This is a genomic window from Thermostichus vulcanus str. 'Rupite' (assembly GCF_022848905.1).
Taxonomy (GTDB): domain Bacteria; phylum Cyanobacteriota; class Cyanobacteriia; order Thermostichales; family Thermostichaceae; genus Thermostichus; species Thermostichus vulcanus_A.
In genome coordinates this window covers 196,142-211,630 of record NZ_JAFIRA010000001.1, presented here as the reverse complement: position 1 = coordinate 211,630, position 15,489 = coordinate 196,142, and the positions used below count along the sequence as shown (strand labels likewise).

Here is a 15,489-nt window from a genome sequence, read left to right as displayed (position 1 = left end):
CCATTGGGAGTGGAGCTACAGCCTTTTTGCGGGTTTCCTACGACAATGTTGGTGTCTCCGACAGCTCTTGGCGCAAAGGGCTGTAAGTATCCTTACGTTGTATCGAATTTGCAAAATACTGGAGTCCGGTTTAGTCCTCATGGTGGGCAAAGCGGCGGTAGAGGAAGTCAAGGGCGTAATTGCGCAGTTCGTAAAACTCTGGCATTTCCATAATGCGGGATCGGATGCGGGGTCGATCGAAGGGAATGGTTAGGATCTCACCAATATGGGCGGCAGGGCCATTGGTCATCATCACCACTCGGTCGGCCAAGTAAAGGGCTTCGTCAATATCATGGGTAATCATCAAAACGGTACAGCGATGATCTCGCCAAATGGCGAGCAGTTCCTCTTGAAGTTCTTCTTTGGTAATCGCATCTAGGGCGCCAAAAGGTTCGTCCAAGAGTAACACCTCTGGACGAATCGAGAGGGCACGGGCAATGGCCACCCGTTGTTTCATGCCGCCGGAGAGTTGTTTGGGACGTTTGTGAGCGGCTTCGCTCAAGCCCACCAAATCCAGATGTTCTTGAACAATCTGTTTTTTTTCAGCATGAGACTTGTCAGGATAAACCTGATCCACTACCAAATAGATATTCTCAAAAGCCGTAAGCCAGGGTAATAAAGAATAGTTTTGGAACACCATCATGCGATCAGGGCCAGGGGATCCCACTGGTTGGCCCTTGAGAGTAATGGAACCGCAGGTAGGGGTGGAAAAACCTGCCACCATATTCATCAAGGTAGATTTGCCACACCCGGAGTGGCCAATCAGACAAATAAATTCTCCGGATCCCACCTCTAGATTGACATTTTCTAAAGCGACAAACGACCCACCAGATGTTGGATAAGTTTTACCCACATTCTGAAGAGAAAGGAGGGGCAACCCCGGTACCACAGGCACGGAGGATAAAGCAGAAGAGGAAAGGCGAGATCCGGTCATCATCATGGTTAAAAGATAGATAAACTGAGTGAAGGTTAAGCTAAGACTGGATTGCTGAGGCGGTATTCTTGCAGCTGCACCTCGTGACGAATGGGGACTGTCTCCAAATAACCCATCGGATCCTGTCCATCAAACTGGGATCCATCCGTAAACATCAGCGCACCCCGGTCATGAGCTCGATCCGGCAACCCCAAATCCTGGGCGGCAAGGGCGTAGGTTTCTGTATCCAATACTTGGTCAATGACCGAGATCCAATTGCGAGGAAAAGCACAGAGTCCCCAACGGGCCATTTGGGTCAAGATCCAAAGATGTTCCAGCTTTTCCGGGCAGGTGTTGCGACCATTGGCAAACTGATTAAACCCGACAATGACCTGTGATTCATCTTGAATACCTCGCTGGAGGGTACCCATTAGCCCTGGCTGGAGATCCTCCCTTGCTACGCCTACATAATGGGGTTGAGCTAGACATTCTATGATTTCGGGGCGGTGCCGCGGTTGATCACAGTACTGACAGGCTTCCAGAAGGGCTTTGACCAAAGCAATATGGGTTCGGGGATACTTTTGCGCCCAATCTTGGCGCACCGCCAGGACTTTTTCAAGGTGGCTGGGCAAAATCTCGGGAGTGGTGGTGACGATGAAGCCTACCCGCTCCCGCACAGCTCTGGAGTTCCAGGGTTCGCCAACACAGTAGCCATCGATATTGCCTGCCTTGAGGTTGCTGACCATTTGGGGGGGTGGAATCACTGTTAAGGTCACATCCTGTTCTGGATGAATGCCACCACTAGCCAACCAATGGCGCAGGAGAAAATTGTGCATGGAGGCCGGATGCACCACTGCCAAAGTATGCACTTGATCGGAGGTTTGGTGGAGATACTGACGAAAGTCTTCCAGGCTTTGAATGCCTTGCTGCAAAAATCGGTGGCCTAAAGTAACGGCATTGCCCCCGCGTGACAGGGTAAGAGCCGTCACCAAAGGTATCGGAGTTCCCCCCACCCCTAAAGTAGAAGCCAACGGGATCCCCGCCACTACCGCTGCCGCATCCAAGCGACCGGAGCGGATCCCTTCTGCCAACACTTTCCAGCCTGGCTCTCGCACCAAAGTGACCTCTTCCAGGCCATATTTTTGAAACAAGCCCTTTTCTTTGGCGATCACCACAGGGGCACAGTCGGTCAGCGGCACAAAACCAATTTCCAGGTTCACTTTTTCGAGGCCATGTTTGGCAATCGCCACACTGACCGAAGTTTTCTTGCGGGCTCGTTTTTGTTGATTGAGAAAATAAATCATTTCTCCCCGCAGACTGTAGTAATCGGGATGGTTAATCACCCCCAAGCGATGGCGAGGTCGTGGGAAAGGCACAGACAAAATTTGCCCAATTTGGGCAGCGGGGCCATTGGTGAGCATCACCACCCGATCCGAAAGCAACAGGGCCTCATCCACATCGTGGGTGACCATGACGCAGGTGAGCTGTTCCGCCTGGGCAATGTCCATCAGTTGTTCCTGCAGGTTGCCACGGGTGAGGGCATCCAAGGCCCCAAAGGGTTCATCCAGCAGCAACACTCGCGGTCGAATCGCTAGAGCACGGGCAATGGCCACCCGTTGTTTCATGCCTCCAGACAGGTGAGCAGGGCGTTTGTCGGCTGCCGCTTGTAACCCCACCCGGCGGATGTGTTCTTCCACAATCTGCTGTCGTTCGGCTTTCGGCTGGGATCCCAGCACTTCATTCACTGCTAAGGCGATGTTTTCCCGTACCGTCAGCCAGGGCAGCAAGGAGTAGTTTTGAAACACCACCATCCGATCGGGGCCGGGATCCGTCACTTGTCGGCCTTCCAAAAGGATCCCCCCCTGAGAAGGTTTTTCTAGGCCGGCAATGATATTGAGCAGTGTGGATTTGCCACAACCTGAATGGCCGATCAGAGAAACAAATTCTCCCTTTTGGATCTCCAGGTGGATCCCTTTCAATGCGGGATAGAGTTCACCATTCCCGAGCGGAAAACTCTTATCAATATGATCGACTTCGATATAGGGTTGGGTCTTCATGATGCTCACCTAAGGGATCCTTAGCCTGTTCAAGATTTGAGTGATAAGGCTTGATTGATTTAGTGATCTTCGGCAACGACCAGCGAACCGATCCAAGCCACCAATCGATCTAACAAAAGACCGACAATTCCGACGTAGATGAGAGCCAAAATGATCTCGCTAATCCGGGAGCTATTCCAGGCATCCCAAATAAAGAAACCAATGCCCACACCGCCGATCAACATTTCTGCTGCCACGATCGCCAGCCAAGACAGCCCTACCCCAATCCGCAAGCCCGTGAAGATGTAAGGCACAGTTGCCGGAAAGACAATTTTGAAAAAGTATTTCCAGCCCGACATGCGCACAATCCGAGCCACATTGCGGTAATCTTGCGGGATCCGTTGCACACCCACGGTTGTGTTGATCAAAATCGGCCAGATGGCGGTGATGAAAATAACGAAAATGGCCGAAGGAGTGGCATCCCGAAAAGCCGCCAGAGAGATGGGCAACCAGGCCAAAGGCGGTACCGTCCGCAATACCTGAAAAATGGGATCCACCGCCTCATGGAGCCAGCGGTTCACGCCAATGATCATGCCCCCTAAGATCCCGATCAGGGCAGCCAGGGTAAAGCCAATCGCCACCCGCTGTAAGCTGGCCCAGATTTGCCAAAACAGACCTTTATCATTGCCGCCAAAATCGAAGAAGGGATCTTTAATTAAGGGATCCCAGGTGTCCTGCCAAACTTGGAGCGGAGTAGGTAAGTTGGCCCCCGGTTGGCTGTAGATGATTTGCCAAAGGAGCAGCACCACCAAAATAGCGGTGATGGGCAAAAGGATGCGCCGTAAAGTCTGGTGGAGTTTGAGCCGTTGCAGCCAAGCCGTTCGCGCCAGCGGGACGGAGTCCTTTGCAGCGTGGGATCCCGTACTGGGTCGAGAGTGGGTCACTGCCTTGAGTTGCAGGGTATAGGTTTGCCATGCTCTGTAGACCCATTGACCCAAAAGTGCGAGTACAGGCACCAGAATATGAAGGAGAGAAATCCCCATTTTTAGGAGCGTAGGAAAGAGTCGGAATAGCAGATTCATGAGTGGATTAGGGCTGAGATTTAGGGTGAAGATAATGGAGGTGGAAGAGAGAAGGTGTTTGGATTGAACGGTTTGCAGCCGGATCCCTTCTCTCTTCTAGAGTTCGTTGAACTAAGCCAGCTTTTTGATCGCCAGGGCATCGAGATAAGCCCCAGGGTTTTCCGGATCAAATTGCACCCCGTCGAAGAAGGTTTCCACCCCGCGAGAGGTACTGGCTGGGATAGCCGCATCTTGCCCAATCGCTTTGGCTGCTTCTTTCCAGAGATCCTCCCGATTCACCTGCTCCACCAGAGCTTTGGTATCGGTATCAGCAGGGAAATAGCCCCAACGGATATTTTCAGTCAGGAACCACAGTTCATGACTCTTAAAAGGATAAGAAGCCTCCTCGTTCCAATACTTCATGACATGGGGGCTGTTTTCCACAATTCTCCCCGTGCCATAGTCGAAGGTGCCCTGGGAACGACCCAAGATATCGGCCACAGGGATCCCGAACCAGCGCCGTTGCGCCAAGATTTGGCACATCTCCTCTTTGTTCTCCGGTTGATCACACCAGATTTGCGCCTCTTGGACTGCCTTCAATAGCGCTAAGGTGGCTTTGGGGTGAGCATCCACCCAGTCAGCCCGCATTCCCAAAGATTTTTCCGGGTGATTGTTCCACAGTTCGCCGGTGGTTAGAGCCGTGTACCCTTCTTTTTGGTTGACCAATTGAGCATTCCAGGGTTCGCCCACGCAGAAGGCTTCCATGGTTCTGGATTTCATGTTGGCCACCATTTGGGGGGGAGGCACCACAATCGTGGAGACATCGGTGTTGGGATCAATGCCCCCAGCCGCCAACCAGTAGCGCATCCACATATCATGGGTTCCCCCTGGAAAAGTCACCGCACATTTGGGCTCCCCACCGGCAGCCCGTATCTCGGCAAACTTGGCTTTGAGGGGGGAACTGTCTAGGCCAATCTCCAGCTCCCGATAGGTATTGGCAACGCTAATCCCCTGCCCGTTCACGTTCAAGCGGGCCAAGATGTACATGGGTACTGGCCGCCCATCCGTGACTTTCCCGGTGCTAATCAAGTAGGGCATCGGGGTAAGAATATGCGCCCCATCGATGCCACCGGCACCGGAGCCGAGCACCAGGTTGTCGCGGGTGGTGCCCCAAGAGGCTTGCTTTTCCACCTCCACATCCTTCATACCGTACTTTTCAAACAGCCCCTTTTCCTTGGCGATGATCAGGGGGGCTGCATCCGTTAGAGCAATGAACCCCAATTTGGCACGGGTGGTTTCTGGGGTATCCGCTTGGGCAATCCAGTAGCCACTACCCAAAGACTGAGACTGCGCCCGCGGGATCCCTGCCGTGACAGCCCCAGCTGTAAGAGCCGCTGCCCCGGCCAAAAATTGCCGACGCGATACTGCTGAAGAAGCATTGAACATGTTGAACATGATGAACTCCGAGATATTGAATAATGAAGATCAGGACAATTCAGCAGAGGACCCACTCAAGACACACCCAAGATGAACAGGAATTGAAAAGGGATAAACTCCCGTATTCCTACCCGATGGTCATGGAACAAGAAGAGGACTCAGCAACGGATGGAGGGTGACGAAGTTTGGCTCCGAAATGCTCGATCAGCAGCTCCACCAAGACTGGTTTCAGGTCTTCGCAAGGGATCCCTTTGCGCACACATTCACCGAGCTTGGCATCTTTACCCACTTCTCCCCCCATGTAGATATCCACTGCTTCAACGGGTTTGCCGTCTTTGCGAGCGGTTGTTCCCATCAGGCCGATCTCAGCCACCTGCGGTTGACCACAGGAGTTGGGGCAGCCGGTCCAGTGAATCCGCACCGGTTGCGGGATCTCCAGTTCCGCCTCCAGTTGCTCCATCAGGGCAACCGCTTGGTTTTTGGTCTCGATCAGGGCAAAGTTACAAAACTGATTGCCCGTACAAGACACCAACCCCCGCTGCAACGGGCCTGGATGAGGGGAAAACTTTTTCAACAGCGGCTCTTTTAACAAAGAAGCCACGCGAGAATCCGGCACATTGGGGATCAGCACGTTCTGCTCCACCGTCAGGCGCAATTCCCCGGAGCCGTATACCTCCGCCATGCGGGCCAGCTCCATCATCTCCAGGGCACTCAGCCGTCCCACCGGAACGTGAAGACCGACAAAGTTCAAACCCGGTTGCTTCTGAGCATGAACGCCGATCAGATCCCGCTTGTGCCAGAGCACTTCGTCTTTTTCCGCCGCTGTGGGCAAGGCATGGCCGATTTGACGTTCTAGGGTGGCCCGGAACTTTTCAATCCCCCATTCATCCACCAACCACATCAGCCGTGACTTTTGTCGGTTGGCCCGCAACCCGTGATCCCGATAGACCAGCAGCACTGCCTCACAGAGGGCAACCACATCCCGAGGATCCACCCAGACATCCAAGGGGATTGCCTCTGCGCAGCGACGAGCGGAGAAAAATCCCCCCACCAGCACGTTGAACCCCAGTTTGCCGTTTTTGAAGGCCGGGACAAAGGCCAGATCGTTAATCTCGGCATGAATGGAGTTGTCTCGGCAGCCAGCGATGGCAATGTTGAACTTACGGGGTAGGTTGCTAAAGGATTCATTCCCCTCACCGTTGTTGGTGATCATGTCTTGCACTTTGCGGGTGAGGCCGCGCACATCGATCAGCTCATCCGGATCGATACCCGCCAAGGGGGATCCCGTGATATTGCGCACATTATCCATGCCCGACTGCACGCTGGTCAGGCCAACCTCCTTCAAATAGCCGAGAATTTGGGGCATTTCTTCAATCGGGATCCCGCGCAGTTGCAGGTTTTGCCGGGTGGTGATGTCGGCAACCCCATCTGATCCGTAGGGGTGGATGATGGCCCCTAACATGCGCATTTGGCCACTGGTCAGGATCCCATTGGGGATGCGTAGCCGCAGCATGAATTGGCCCGGTGTACGCTTCCGAGAGAAGATCCCCAACCACTTGAGGCGATGATCCCGGTCGTCTTCAGGAATCTTCTCCCAGCCAAGGCGGGCAAACTCCTCCAATTCAGCCTTGACTGCCAAGCCATCCTTCTCGCTTTTAATGCGTTCAAATTGGTTCGCCATCGTCGCTGCCGTGGGTCAATGCACGCCACCTTAGCGATTACAAACCGTTAACTTTGGTATTCAGCGTTACGGTTTGTCACAGAGTATGCAGTTTTATCATTTTTAGCTTGCGCTTTACGCATGATTTGGATTAGGGCTTGCTGGTCAAGATTTCAAACGGCCCCAATTCCTTGGAGTTGAAGGGGTGGGTCAAGAACGATAGGGCCTTGACTGAAGCAAACGAGGGGGAACTCCCAACCCTTCTATGAGGGTCGAACTGGGTTCGGGTGAGATGGGATCACAATCGTACAAAGCGGTGCTGTAGCGGTAGGTGCGGGGTGGCCCACCATTTAGGCGAATGCCGCTGATCTCGAAGTTGTACTCTCGATTGGGCTGCACGGCTCCGACAGAGTAGGTGAGGGTTTCTAGGCCAAAAGCGGGATCCCCGACTCGAATATTGCTCACAGGAACGGGATCCCCGCTCAGAGCATCGGTGATGCGAACTTGTGCTTGACTGAGGTCGGAAACGCCCCCACGACTGGGCACAGAAAAAGACCAACGGTAGGCGGAAAGGGGCTGACTTGAAAATCCTTCCAGGCGGTAAAGGTAGCCATCTTTTTCTGGAAAGGCGATAAACTCCGGATCCGGCACCGATTCATCAAAGCCAAAGATCCAGTTGGCATTGGCCTGGGTCACCCGCCCAGCGCGTGGGTCGTAGACAATGGCGTAGGCTCCCTGGCTGTACTGAGGGTACAAATTCCAACGACGGTGCCCCACATCGACCACATTTTCTATTCCTGGCTCAGCAAAATAAATATCCACCTGACGGGCCAAAACTCGACCTGGGTCGGTGCCGTTCAATTCTAAAATCGGGCCAATGGCCAGGTTGCTCAAACGGGATCCCTCTTCTCCCGCCGCGGTAAAGCATCGCCAGGAAGGGGGAGGCTGGTGACTCAGGGCATCGTTGGCCACTTGCATCAGGGCTGCTTGCTGGGCTGCATCCAAAAATTCAGGATTGAGTTCCACTGGGGGCAACAGATGCAAAAGCCGCAAAAAGTTCAGCCGATCCATCATTTTCTGAGCAGCGGCTGGGGTCAGGCGACCGGGGTTACAGGTGGCAACCTCAGGTAACTCCGCATAAATTGGCCCAGAAAAGCTGCGAGTTTCCCGATCCAGTTGGCACAGAAGTTCAGCAATCGGGACTTCCCCAGCCGGGGGTGGCCCCACCAGAAAAGGGGATCCCTCCCCTCCCCCACAGGCAACCAGTAGGCAAAGGCAGAAGATCCCTGAGACAACAGATATCCAGATCCTAGCTAACAAGCGCAAAAACACACTGGCACTATTCGCTAACTGGTGTAGGGGTGATGCTGGGCGGGCTGACGGTGCTAGTGCCACCGCCATCGTCACAGGCGGACAAAAGCCCCAGACCCACGAGCAATACCAATGCAGCCAAGATCTTGCGAGTGACTTTGAGTTGTAATGGAGCCATCACAACAAACCTCCTAAGCTCTGCCGATTTGCCCCTGTTTTATCACTGGCTGAGTTTTCTTGCCGACCTGTGCCAGAGTTTCAGAGCATGGCACGGTCAAGAAATGCTCATCAAAATGGCAAGACAGACTACCGGTAGAAAGGGGATCCCCTCTAAAACTCTACCGATAGCGCAAAGACGGATCCCTGCAAAACCGATTACGTTTGAGCGAAATCTTGTCGGGTTTGAGCTGTTGAAGTATCAAGAGATTTCTTTCAAAGGAGAACCGCTGTAGGACGCCTCTGTGATGGAGGATCCCTGATAGGTACGGGTGGGAGGGGGAAACCCGCAGGCGCTGCCATCTTTGTGGATCACCTCATCTTCCCAAGGCAGGCGGTAGACTCCATTCACCAAATCCTGCATATAGGTGTAGGGGCAGTCTTGCGCTCCCCCTTTGACCGCCACATAGCCACGATGGCCAAACTGGTAAATGTTGTTTTCTACACCCCAATGAATGCGAGCTTCCCGCACCCAATCCGGGCGTACCTCGGCAGTAATAATCTCATCGGGGCGATGGGATCCCATCACCAAAGGGGTGCCATCAAAGTTACAAATCATGCCCTCACCCATCGAATCAAACGTGCCATCCGATCCACACATACAGACAGAAGCTGTGACCATCAAATTGCAAAACGCATTGGCCTGATTGGTGATCTGCCAGCTATGACGAATCGGAGCCGTGTATCCCGCTGTGCGCAACATAATCTCCGCCCCCTTGTAGGCACATTCCCGCGCCATTTCCGGAAACATGCCATCATGACAAATAATCAGGGCAATCTTGGAGCCATTGGGGCCATCACAGACGGGGATCCCTAAATTTCCCGGTTCCCAGGGTTCAACTGGGATCCAGGGATGTAACTTACGATAGTACAGTTGCAACTCCCCCTTATTGTCCAGAATAATGCCGCTGTTGTAGGGATTGCCGTGGGGGTTGTATTCCATAATTGAAAAACAGCCCCAAAGATCATGCTCTCGGCAGGCGGCACTGAAGGCAGCCACTTCCGGCCCATCCAACTTGCACATAATCTCAGGATTGGTATCCATCGACAGGCCGTGCAAAGCATACTCTGGAAAGACCACCAAATCCATGCTGGGCATATTGCGGCGGGCTTTCCCCACCATACTGACCACCTTTTGGGTTTGCGCCGCCAGATCATCAGGGGTAACGACATTCGGTAGCTGTAGTTGTACCAGTCCTAGTACAACGCCATTGGGGGTTTTATTGAGGCCACCAAGTCCGCTCATGATCAGAATCCTTTATCGAATGAAGATGGAATCGGTTAGGTTACTTCCCGGTACCCAAAGCCCCAGGCATCCCCGCCAAAGTCCGCCGTGGAGAACTGGTGAGGATCATGATCCCCAAGGTCAGCACATAAGGCGCGGCATTCCACAGGTAGTAATTGGACTGTACACCCACCGACTGGAGGGCTGGCCCAATCGCCTGTGCACCCCCAAACAAGAAGGCCGCCAACAAACACTGCAACGGGTTCCACTTGGCAAAGATCACCAGAGCTACCGCCATCAAGCCCTGTCCACTGGAAATGCGCTCCGTCCAACTGCCGGGGTAGTATAGCGACAAATAAGCACCTCCCAAAGCGGCAAAGAAACTGCCCGCCATAATGCACAAGGCCCGTACCTTGGGCACCGAAATGGCCATAGCCCGTGCCGCATCCGGATTATCCCCAACAGCCCGCACAAATAGCCCCCAACGGGTGGCCCGAAAGAACCAGTGCATGGCAAAGGCGAGGAGGATCCCTAGCAACAGCAGTGGACTGAGTTTCAGGGCAGCACGAATAGCAGGATTACTGCTCCAATTGCCCAGCTCAAAAGCCGGTAACTGAGGCGCTACGGGTTGAATAAAAGGTTTACCCAAATAAAAGGCCATCCCACTGCCAAAAATAATCATGGCAATGCCCACCGCGACATCGTTAACTCGGGGTTGTTGAGCCAGAAAAGCGTGGATCCCACCCAAAACCAACCCAGCAAATCCAGCTACCAATACCCCTAACCATGGGGCCACTATGGTGCCAGCCGTATTTTGAGTCAGGAAGGAAATGGCATAGGCACTCATCGCCCCCATCAACAGGGATCCCTCCAAACCCAGGTTAATTTTGCCGCTCTTTTCGGTCAGGCATTCCCCCAAACTGACGAAGAGAAAAGGTGCGCTACCCCGCAGGGTTCCTGCCACCACCGCCAAAGGGACTCCCCACCATCCCAGCGCTTCTGTTGTCATCTGTCCAAATCTCCGAAGAAAAAGCGAACTATGAGATCAAAATCCGGCTGACTCCTGGGCTCAAGCAAGCAGTAGAAACCCAAAACGGATAAGTCTGATCACTCTAAAAGTTCATGGGCTTATGCTGCTATTCTCCGGCCTCCCGATCCCGGAAAAAGTCAAACCGCCCGTAAAGGGACTCACTGTAAAGGATCAGCAAAAAGACAATCCCCTGAAACACCAGCACGGTGGCATCCGGCAGATTGTGGGAGCGCTGCAAAATGCTGCCACTGGCCAGAATCCCCCCCAACAGGATGGCCATCACCACTGCCGCCGCTGGGTTTTGCCGAGCAATAAAAGCCACCAGAATGCCACTGTAGCCATAGCCCACACTCAAGGACTCATTGGCCCGCCCGTGTACAGCTGCCACCTCCACCATCCCTGCCAAGCCAGCACAGGATCCCGCCAAGAAGGTGATCAGCAACGTGAGTTTGCCCACGGCAATGCCCACCATCCGGGCCACCTTCGGATTACCTCCCACCGTCCGTACCGAAAAGCCCAACGTCGTGCGTTGAATCAAGATATAGGCAATCAGGCAGGCAACGATGCCGTACACCAAGCCAAAGTGAATGCGGGTACCAAACAGCCGACCCAGCATATTGGCCTCATCAATGGCAAAGCTGGAGGGCTTACTGAGGAAACTGGGATCCCGCAATGGCCCCCCGACCAAGTGGTTCATCAGGGCGATGGCGATGTAATTCATCAACAGGCTGCTGATGGTTTCGTTCACCCCCCGATAGTGGCGCAACGCACCCACCGCCATAATCCATAGGCCCCCCGCCACAATGCCCGCCAAAGCCATCAGGAACACCACCACCGCAGGGGGGAGGGATCCCGCCCAGAGTCCCATCGCCACAGCCGCGACTCCCCCCATGACCAGTGCCCCCTCATTGCCGATGATCACCAAACCCATGCGAGCAGGCAGGATCGTACACAGCGAGGCCAACATCAGGGGAGCGGCCCGTTGCAAGGTATTTTGCCAAGAGAACCAACTGCCAAAGGCGGCCCGGTAAATGGAGCCATAAACAGCGAAGGGGTTAGCCCCAGCCACTGCACAGAACAAACCAAAGATCACCAGCGAGGCCAACAAAGCCCCAAAGGGCAGCAGGATCGGCTCTAGGCTAGAACGCCAACGCAGAGGAGCCGAGGGTGAAACAGGAGAAGTGGTGGTTGCCATTAGCTGGAGGTGCTCCCGATGACGCCTTCCACTAGGTAATCCATGGATTCCAACTCAATCGCCCGCTGGCCATATTCCACCCCCGCAGGTATTACCTCTTTGCCGGTGTTGTCTTTGAGGGGGCCTTTATAAATCACCAATGATCCCGCTTGCAACTGAGCCAGAGCCGCTTCCCCAGCCTGTTTGGCTTCGTCACTGGCAGCGGATCCCCAGGGAGAGGTCTTGATGAATTTCTCCTTGATACCCCCCCGAATCAGGTGAGGGATCCCGCCGTTCATCAAGGTCTTGCCCGCCTGAATATCTTCAGCAAACTGGGTATACACACTCGTCCAGTCATACTCAGCACCCGTCAAATACCCATTGGGAGCCAAAGCTGCCTGACTGGTGTTGTGGCCACAGCTCATCAAGCCGCGTCGTTCTGCCGTTTCGATAACAATCTTGGGACTGTCCACATGGCAGGTGAGCACGTCAATTCCTTGGTCAGCCATGCTGTTGGCTGCTTCCGCCTCTTTAACCGGTAAGGCCCAATCTCCGGTAAAGATCAACTGAGTGGTGATGTCAGGGTTAACGCTCTTAGCCCCGAGCGTAAAGCTGTTGATGTTGCGCAGCACCAGGGGGATCGGCTTAGCCGCAATAAACCCAAGGCGGTTGCTCTTGGTCATAGAGCCGGCCAGCACGCCGTTGATGTAGTGACCTTCATCTAGGTAGCCAAAGTAGGTGCCGACATTTTCGGGGTGAACCCCTTCGATATAGAGGCCGCCCGCATGGAAGAATTGCACCTCTGGATATTCTCGCGCCACCTTCAGAACATGCGGATCGTAGTAACCGAAAGAGGTGGGGAAGAGCACCGTTGCCCCATCCTGCTCGATCATGGCCCGCATCGATTCTTCCACAGCCACCGTTTCCGGTACACTTTCTTCTTCGACGGTTTTCACCCAATCCAAACTTGATAAAGCGACATTGGCCTCCGCATGAGCTTGGTTCCAGCCGAAGTCATCTTTGGGACCCACGTAAATGAAGCCGATGGTGATCTCTTTGCTTTGGGCCTGGGCACGCCATAGCTGTGAAGTTAGGGTAAAAGCAGCGGCGGCAGCACCGGTACGAATAATCTGCCGGCGGGTATACAGATGGCGAAATGGGGACTGGCTCATCTTGGGCATCCTATGGGTGAAGGAACTTCCTACAGGGGGTTAAGGGCAGCGGAGGGTGTGCGATTCTGACATGGGTAGGGTGTGGTAAACCCGAATTTGCTGCTACTGGATTTAATGACCTCTATCCACAAGTTTTCGTAGCCTCAGCTACAATCTCTTAGGTTCAAGGCGCTGATGCTGCCCTTGTGTCAGCAGAAGACCCTTCTGCCCGCAAAGGTTCCCGTCTGCCCTCGTTCCCTGAGCTTTGAAACGATGAATTTTCATTTACGAGACGGTGTGGTTCTGGCTGGTCCAGATCTCATTCCCCATCATTGTTCTCACTTTGTGGTTGACCAAGATACGATTACCCGCATGGAACTGGGGGATCCGGTTCAAAGCTTGGAAAGAGGCTCTTGGGTGATCCTACCCGCCTTTACCAATAGCCACACCCACATGGGGGATAGCTGCCTGCCGGATGGGGCGACGGGCATGACTTTGGAAGAGGGATTTTTCCGGCCCCATGGCTACAAATATCGGGAACTGGCCAAACAGTCGCGACCACAGCATCTGGAGCACATCACCGCCCACCTCACCTACATGGCGGCTACTGGCACAATTCGGCACATTGACTTTCGAGAGCAGGGCGTTTATGGCTGTCACCTCCTCCGAGAAGCAGCAGCCCAGACGGGAATTCATTCGGTGATTCTGAGCCAATTCGACAGTGTGCCCTTTACAGCCGAGCAATTGCAGCAAAATCGGGATCCCTTAGGCGCGGGAGCTTATCAAGAATTGCAAGACATTCTGGCGGTGGCGGATGGCTTTTCCGAAAGCACCCTGAACGACCTGACAGAACCCGCATGGAAACAAATCCATCACCTCACCGAAGAGAGGGGCAAAATCCGGGCCATCCACTGCCTGGAAAACGAGGGCTATCGGCAGGTGAGTCTGGCCATCAGTGGACGGGGAGATTTGGAGCGAGCGCTCGATTTTTACCATCCCCATTTGGTGATCCACGCCACGGTAGCCAATGCGGCTGAGATTCAATTGCTCTCGGAGCATCGCGTCAATGTGGCTCTGAACCCTCGCGCCAACGCCAACTTGGGCCTGCCTCTGCCGCCCATTGCCCCACTACTGGAAAGCCAAGCCAACCTCTTGCTGGGCACCGATAATGGACTTTTGAATAGCCCTAACCTCTTAGCCGAACTGGACTTCACCTACAAAGTGGCCAAAAGCCAATTTGGAGATGCGGTGCGCCCCCAGCCGGTGGAGATCCTGAAAATGGTCACCAGTAATATCCAAGGGTTGCGGCCCCTACTGGGATCCGATGTGTATGGCTACCTGGAGATGGGGTTGCCCGCCGATTTGGTGGTGCTAGATTTCACACGGCCCCATTTACGGGCCAGTCGGCATGTGATTGCGTCTATCCTGACCCGGGTCACCCCGGCTGATGTGTTGATGACGATGCGACAGGGAAAGGTTCTCTGGGGTGAACTTAGCCTCTGAGCAGACCTGGGATCCAGCCTCAAAGTTGCGATGTGCCCAGATGGGGAGCCTCTAGCGATCTTCAGTGATCTTCTCTCTTCTCGTTCTTATTCTGTTACCGGCAGGGATCCCCAATCCGTTGAAAAGTTCATCGCTACTTGCGTGAGTCGCAGCGTTTCCGCCTGCAATTGGGCTGGACTGGCCAAGGGATAGGCCAAATGTTGCAAAACTGGTGGATCGGGATTCAAGGGATCCTTTATGTCCAACCAATCCAACTGCCGCGGCGAATCCGGTTGACGTTGTTGCAAAGTCAGCCACGGCTGAACATGCGGCCAAAGGCGCGGGGGGAGGGCCTTGGCTTGGCCGGGAACTGCCGCATCAAAGCAAATCAGGTGATCCGATTTCCACAGGTTGCAAGACTGACACAACGGTTGCAGGTTGGCGGTGGTGTTGGGGCCACCCCAGCTAATCGGGATTATGTGATCTTGGGCAGGAAGGGATCCTACTTGGGGCCAAGGCTTGCCACAACAGGGACAGCAAGGGTACCAACGCAAAAGTTGCCAGAATTCTCTTGCCGCAATCTGCCCGGTCAGGTCGTAACTGCCCCGCTTTTCTTTGGCGCGAGTGGCCCGCTGTTTTTGTCGTTGTCGGGCGGCACAAGTAGGGCAGGGATCCGGCTGGAACAAAAACAGATCCCCACACTCAGGACACCGATAAAAGCCCGACATCGTGCTCGAGTTCTCGCCAGTTCCAG

The 15,489-nt window shown here is 54.1% G+C and carries 13 protein-coding genes; 1 reads left to right on the top strand and 12 read right to left on the bottom strand.

Annotated features, from left to right (window positions below; translation table 11 throughout):
• Positions 1 to 130: 130 nt before the first annotated feature.
• From JX360_RS00945 to JX360_RS00895, 11 genes are all read right to left on the bottom strand, one after another.
• The gene (locus tag JX360_RS00945) at positions 131 to 973 is read right to left on the bottom strand and encodes a nitrate ABC transporter ATP-binding protein (protein WP_244348601.1); all 843 of its coding nucleotides are present in this window, start codon (positions 971 to 973) and stop codon (positions 131 to 133) included.
• A 35-nt stretch (positions 974 to 1,008) separates the two neighbouring features.
• Complete coding sequence (locus JX360_RS00940) at positions 1,009 to 3,009, bottom strand: ABC transporter ATP-binding/substrate-binding protein (protein ID WP_244348600.1); 2,001 nt, start codon at positions 3,007 to 3,009, stop codon at positions 1,009 to 1,011.
• 59 nt (positions 3,010 to 3,068) lie between these two features.
• Positions 3,069 to 4,070: a nitrate ABC transporter permease gene (ntrB, locus tag JX360_RS00935; RefSeq protein ID WP_244348486.1), complete on the bottom strand. Its 1,002-nt coding sequence runs from the start codon at positions 4,068 to 4,070 to the stop codon at positions 3,069 to 3,071.
• Positions 4,071 to 4,181: 111 nt separating this feature from the next.
• The gene (locus tag JX360_RS00930) at positions 4,182 to 5,504 is read right to left on the bottom strand and encodes a CmpA/NrtA family ABC transporter substrate-binding protein (RefSeq protein WP_279611132.1); all 1,323 of its coding nucleotides are present in this window, start codon (positions 5,502 to 5,504) and stop codon (positions 4,182 to 4,184) included.
• Between the two features lie 109 nt (positions 5,505 to 5,613).
• Positions 5,614 to 7,167 (bottom strand): ferredoxin--nitrite reductase, encoded by a 1,554-nt coding sequence (locus JX360_RS00925; protein WP_244348484.1) that lies wholly within the window; start codon positions 7,165 to 7,167, stop codon positions 5,614 to 5,616.
• A 189-nt stretch (positions 7,168 to 7,356) separates the two neighbouring features.
• On the bottom strand, positions 7,357 to 8,373 hold the full coding sequence (locus tag JX360_RS00920; protein WP_244348482.1) for a CAP domain-containing protein: 1,017 nt from the start codon (positions 8,371 to 8,373) through the stop codon (positions 7,357 to 7,359).
• A gap of 112 nt (positions 8,374 to 8,485) precedes the next feature.
• Positions 8,486 to 8,635: a hypothetical protein gene (locus JX360_RS00915; protein ID WP_244348479.1), complete on the bottom strand. Its 150-nt coding sequence runs from the start codon at positions 8,633 to 8,635 to the stop codon at positions 8,486 to 8,488.
• A 240-nt stretch (positions 8,636 to 8,875) separates the two neighbouring features.
• Entirely contained in the window at positions 8,876 to 9,919 is a 1,044-nt protein-coding gene (locus JX360_RS00910) for a formamidase (RefSeq protein ID WP_244348476.1), read from the bottom strand.
• A 40-nt stretch (positions 9,920 to 9,959) separates the two neighbouring features.
• Complete coding sequence (locus JX360_RS00905) at positions 9,960 to 10,907, bottom strand: ABC transporter permease (protein ID WP_244348474.1); 948 nt, start codon at positions 10,905 to 10,907, stop codon at positions 9,960 to 9,962.
• Between the two features lie 127 nt (positions 10,908 to 11,034).
• Positions 11,035 to 12,123: an ABC transporter permease gene (locus tag JX360_RS00900; protein ID WP_244348472.1), complete on the bottom strand. Its 1,089-nt coding sequence runs from the start codon at positions 12,121 to 12,123 to the stop codon at positions 11,035 to 11,037.
• Complete coding sequence (locus tag JX360_RS00895; RefSeq protein ID WP_244348470.1) at positions 12,123 to 13,274, bottom strand: BMP family ABC transporter substrate-binding protein; 1,152 nt, start codon at positions 13,272 to 13,274, stop codon at positions 12,123 to 12,125. The genes JX360_RS00900 and JX360_RS00895 overlap by 1 nt, the downstream gene beginning before the upstream one ends.
• 324 nt (positions 13,275 to 13,598) lie before the next feature.
• On the opposite strand from JX360_RS00895, the gene JX360_RS00890 reads away from it, so the two are divergent.
• Positions 13,599 to 14,756, top strand: a complete 1,158-nt coding sequence (locus JX360_RS00890; protein WP_244348468.1) for an amidohydrolase family protein — start codon at positions 13,599 to 13,601, stop codon at positions 14,754 to 14,756.
• An 86-nt stretch (positions 14,757 to 14,842) separates the two neighbouring features.
• Here the strand turns inward: JX360_RS00890 and JX360_RS00885 are convergent, their stop codons facing one another.
• Positions 14,843 to 15,463, bottom strand: a complete 621-nt coding sequence (locus JX360_RS00885) for an HNH endonuclease (protein WP_244348467.1) — start codon at positions 15,461 to 15,463, stop codon at positions 14,843 to 14,845.
• Positions 15,464 to 15,489: the final 26 nt, after the last annotated feature.

What these genes read in the sequence shown, in the direction of transcription:
- JX360_RS00945 (WP_244348601.1), bottom strand. Translation starts at nt 973, where the DNA reads ATGACCGGATCTCGCCTTTCCTCTTCTGCTTTATCCTCCGTGCCTGTG.
- JX360_RS00940 (WP_244348600.1), bottom strand. Translation starts at nt 3,009, where the DNA reads ATGAAGACCCAACCCTATATCGAAGTCGATCATATTGATAAGAGTTTT.
- ntrB (WP_244348486.1), bottom strand. Translation starts at nt 4,070, where the DNA reads ATGAATCTGCTATTCCGACTCTTTCCTACGCTCCTAAAAATGGGGATT.
- JX360_RS00930 (WP_279611132.1), bottom strand. Translation starts at nt 5,504, where the DNA reads ATGTTCAACATGTTCAATGCTTCTTCAGCAGTATCGCGTCGGCAATTT.
- JX360_RS00925 (WP_244348484.1), bottom strand. Translation starts at nt 7,167, where the DNA reads ATGGCGAACCAATTTGAACGCATTAAAAGCGAGAAGGATGGCTTGGCA.
- JX360_RS00915 (WP_244348479.1), bottom strand. Translation starts at nt 8,635, where the DNA reads ATGGCTCCATTACAACTCAAAGTCACTCGCAAGATCTTGGCTGCATTG.
- JX360_RS00910 (WP_244348476.1), bottom strand. Translation starts at nt 9,919, where the DNA reads ATGAGCGGACTTGGTGGCCTCAATAAAACCCCCAATGGCGTTGTACTA.
- JX360_RS00905 (WP_244348474.1), bottom strand. Translation starts at nt 10,907, where the DNA reads ATGACAACAGAAGCGCTGGGATGGTGGGGAGTCCCTTTGGCGGTGGTG.
- JX360_RS00900 (WP_244348472.1), bottom strand. Translation starts at nt 12,123, where the DNA reads ATGGCAACCACCACTTCTCCTGTTTCACCCTCGGCTCCTCTGCGTTGG.
- JX360_RS00895 (WP_244348470.1), bottom strand. Translation starts at nt 13,274, where the DNA reads ATGAGCCAGTCCCCATTTCGCCATCTGTATACCCGCCGGCAGATTATT.
- JX360_RS00885 (WP_244348467.1), bottom strand. Translation starts at nt 15,463, where the DNA reads ATGTCGGGCTTTTATCGGTGTCCTGAGTGTGGGGATCTGTTTTTGTTC.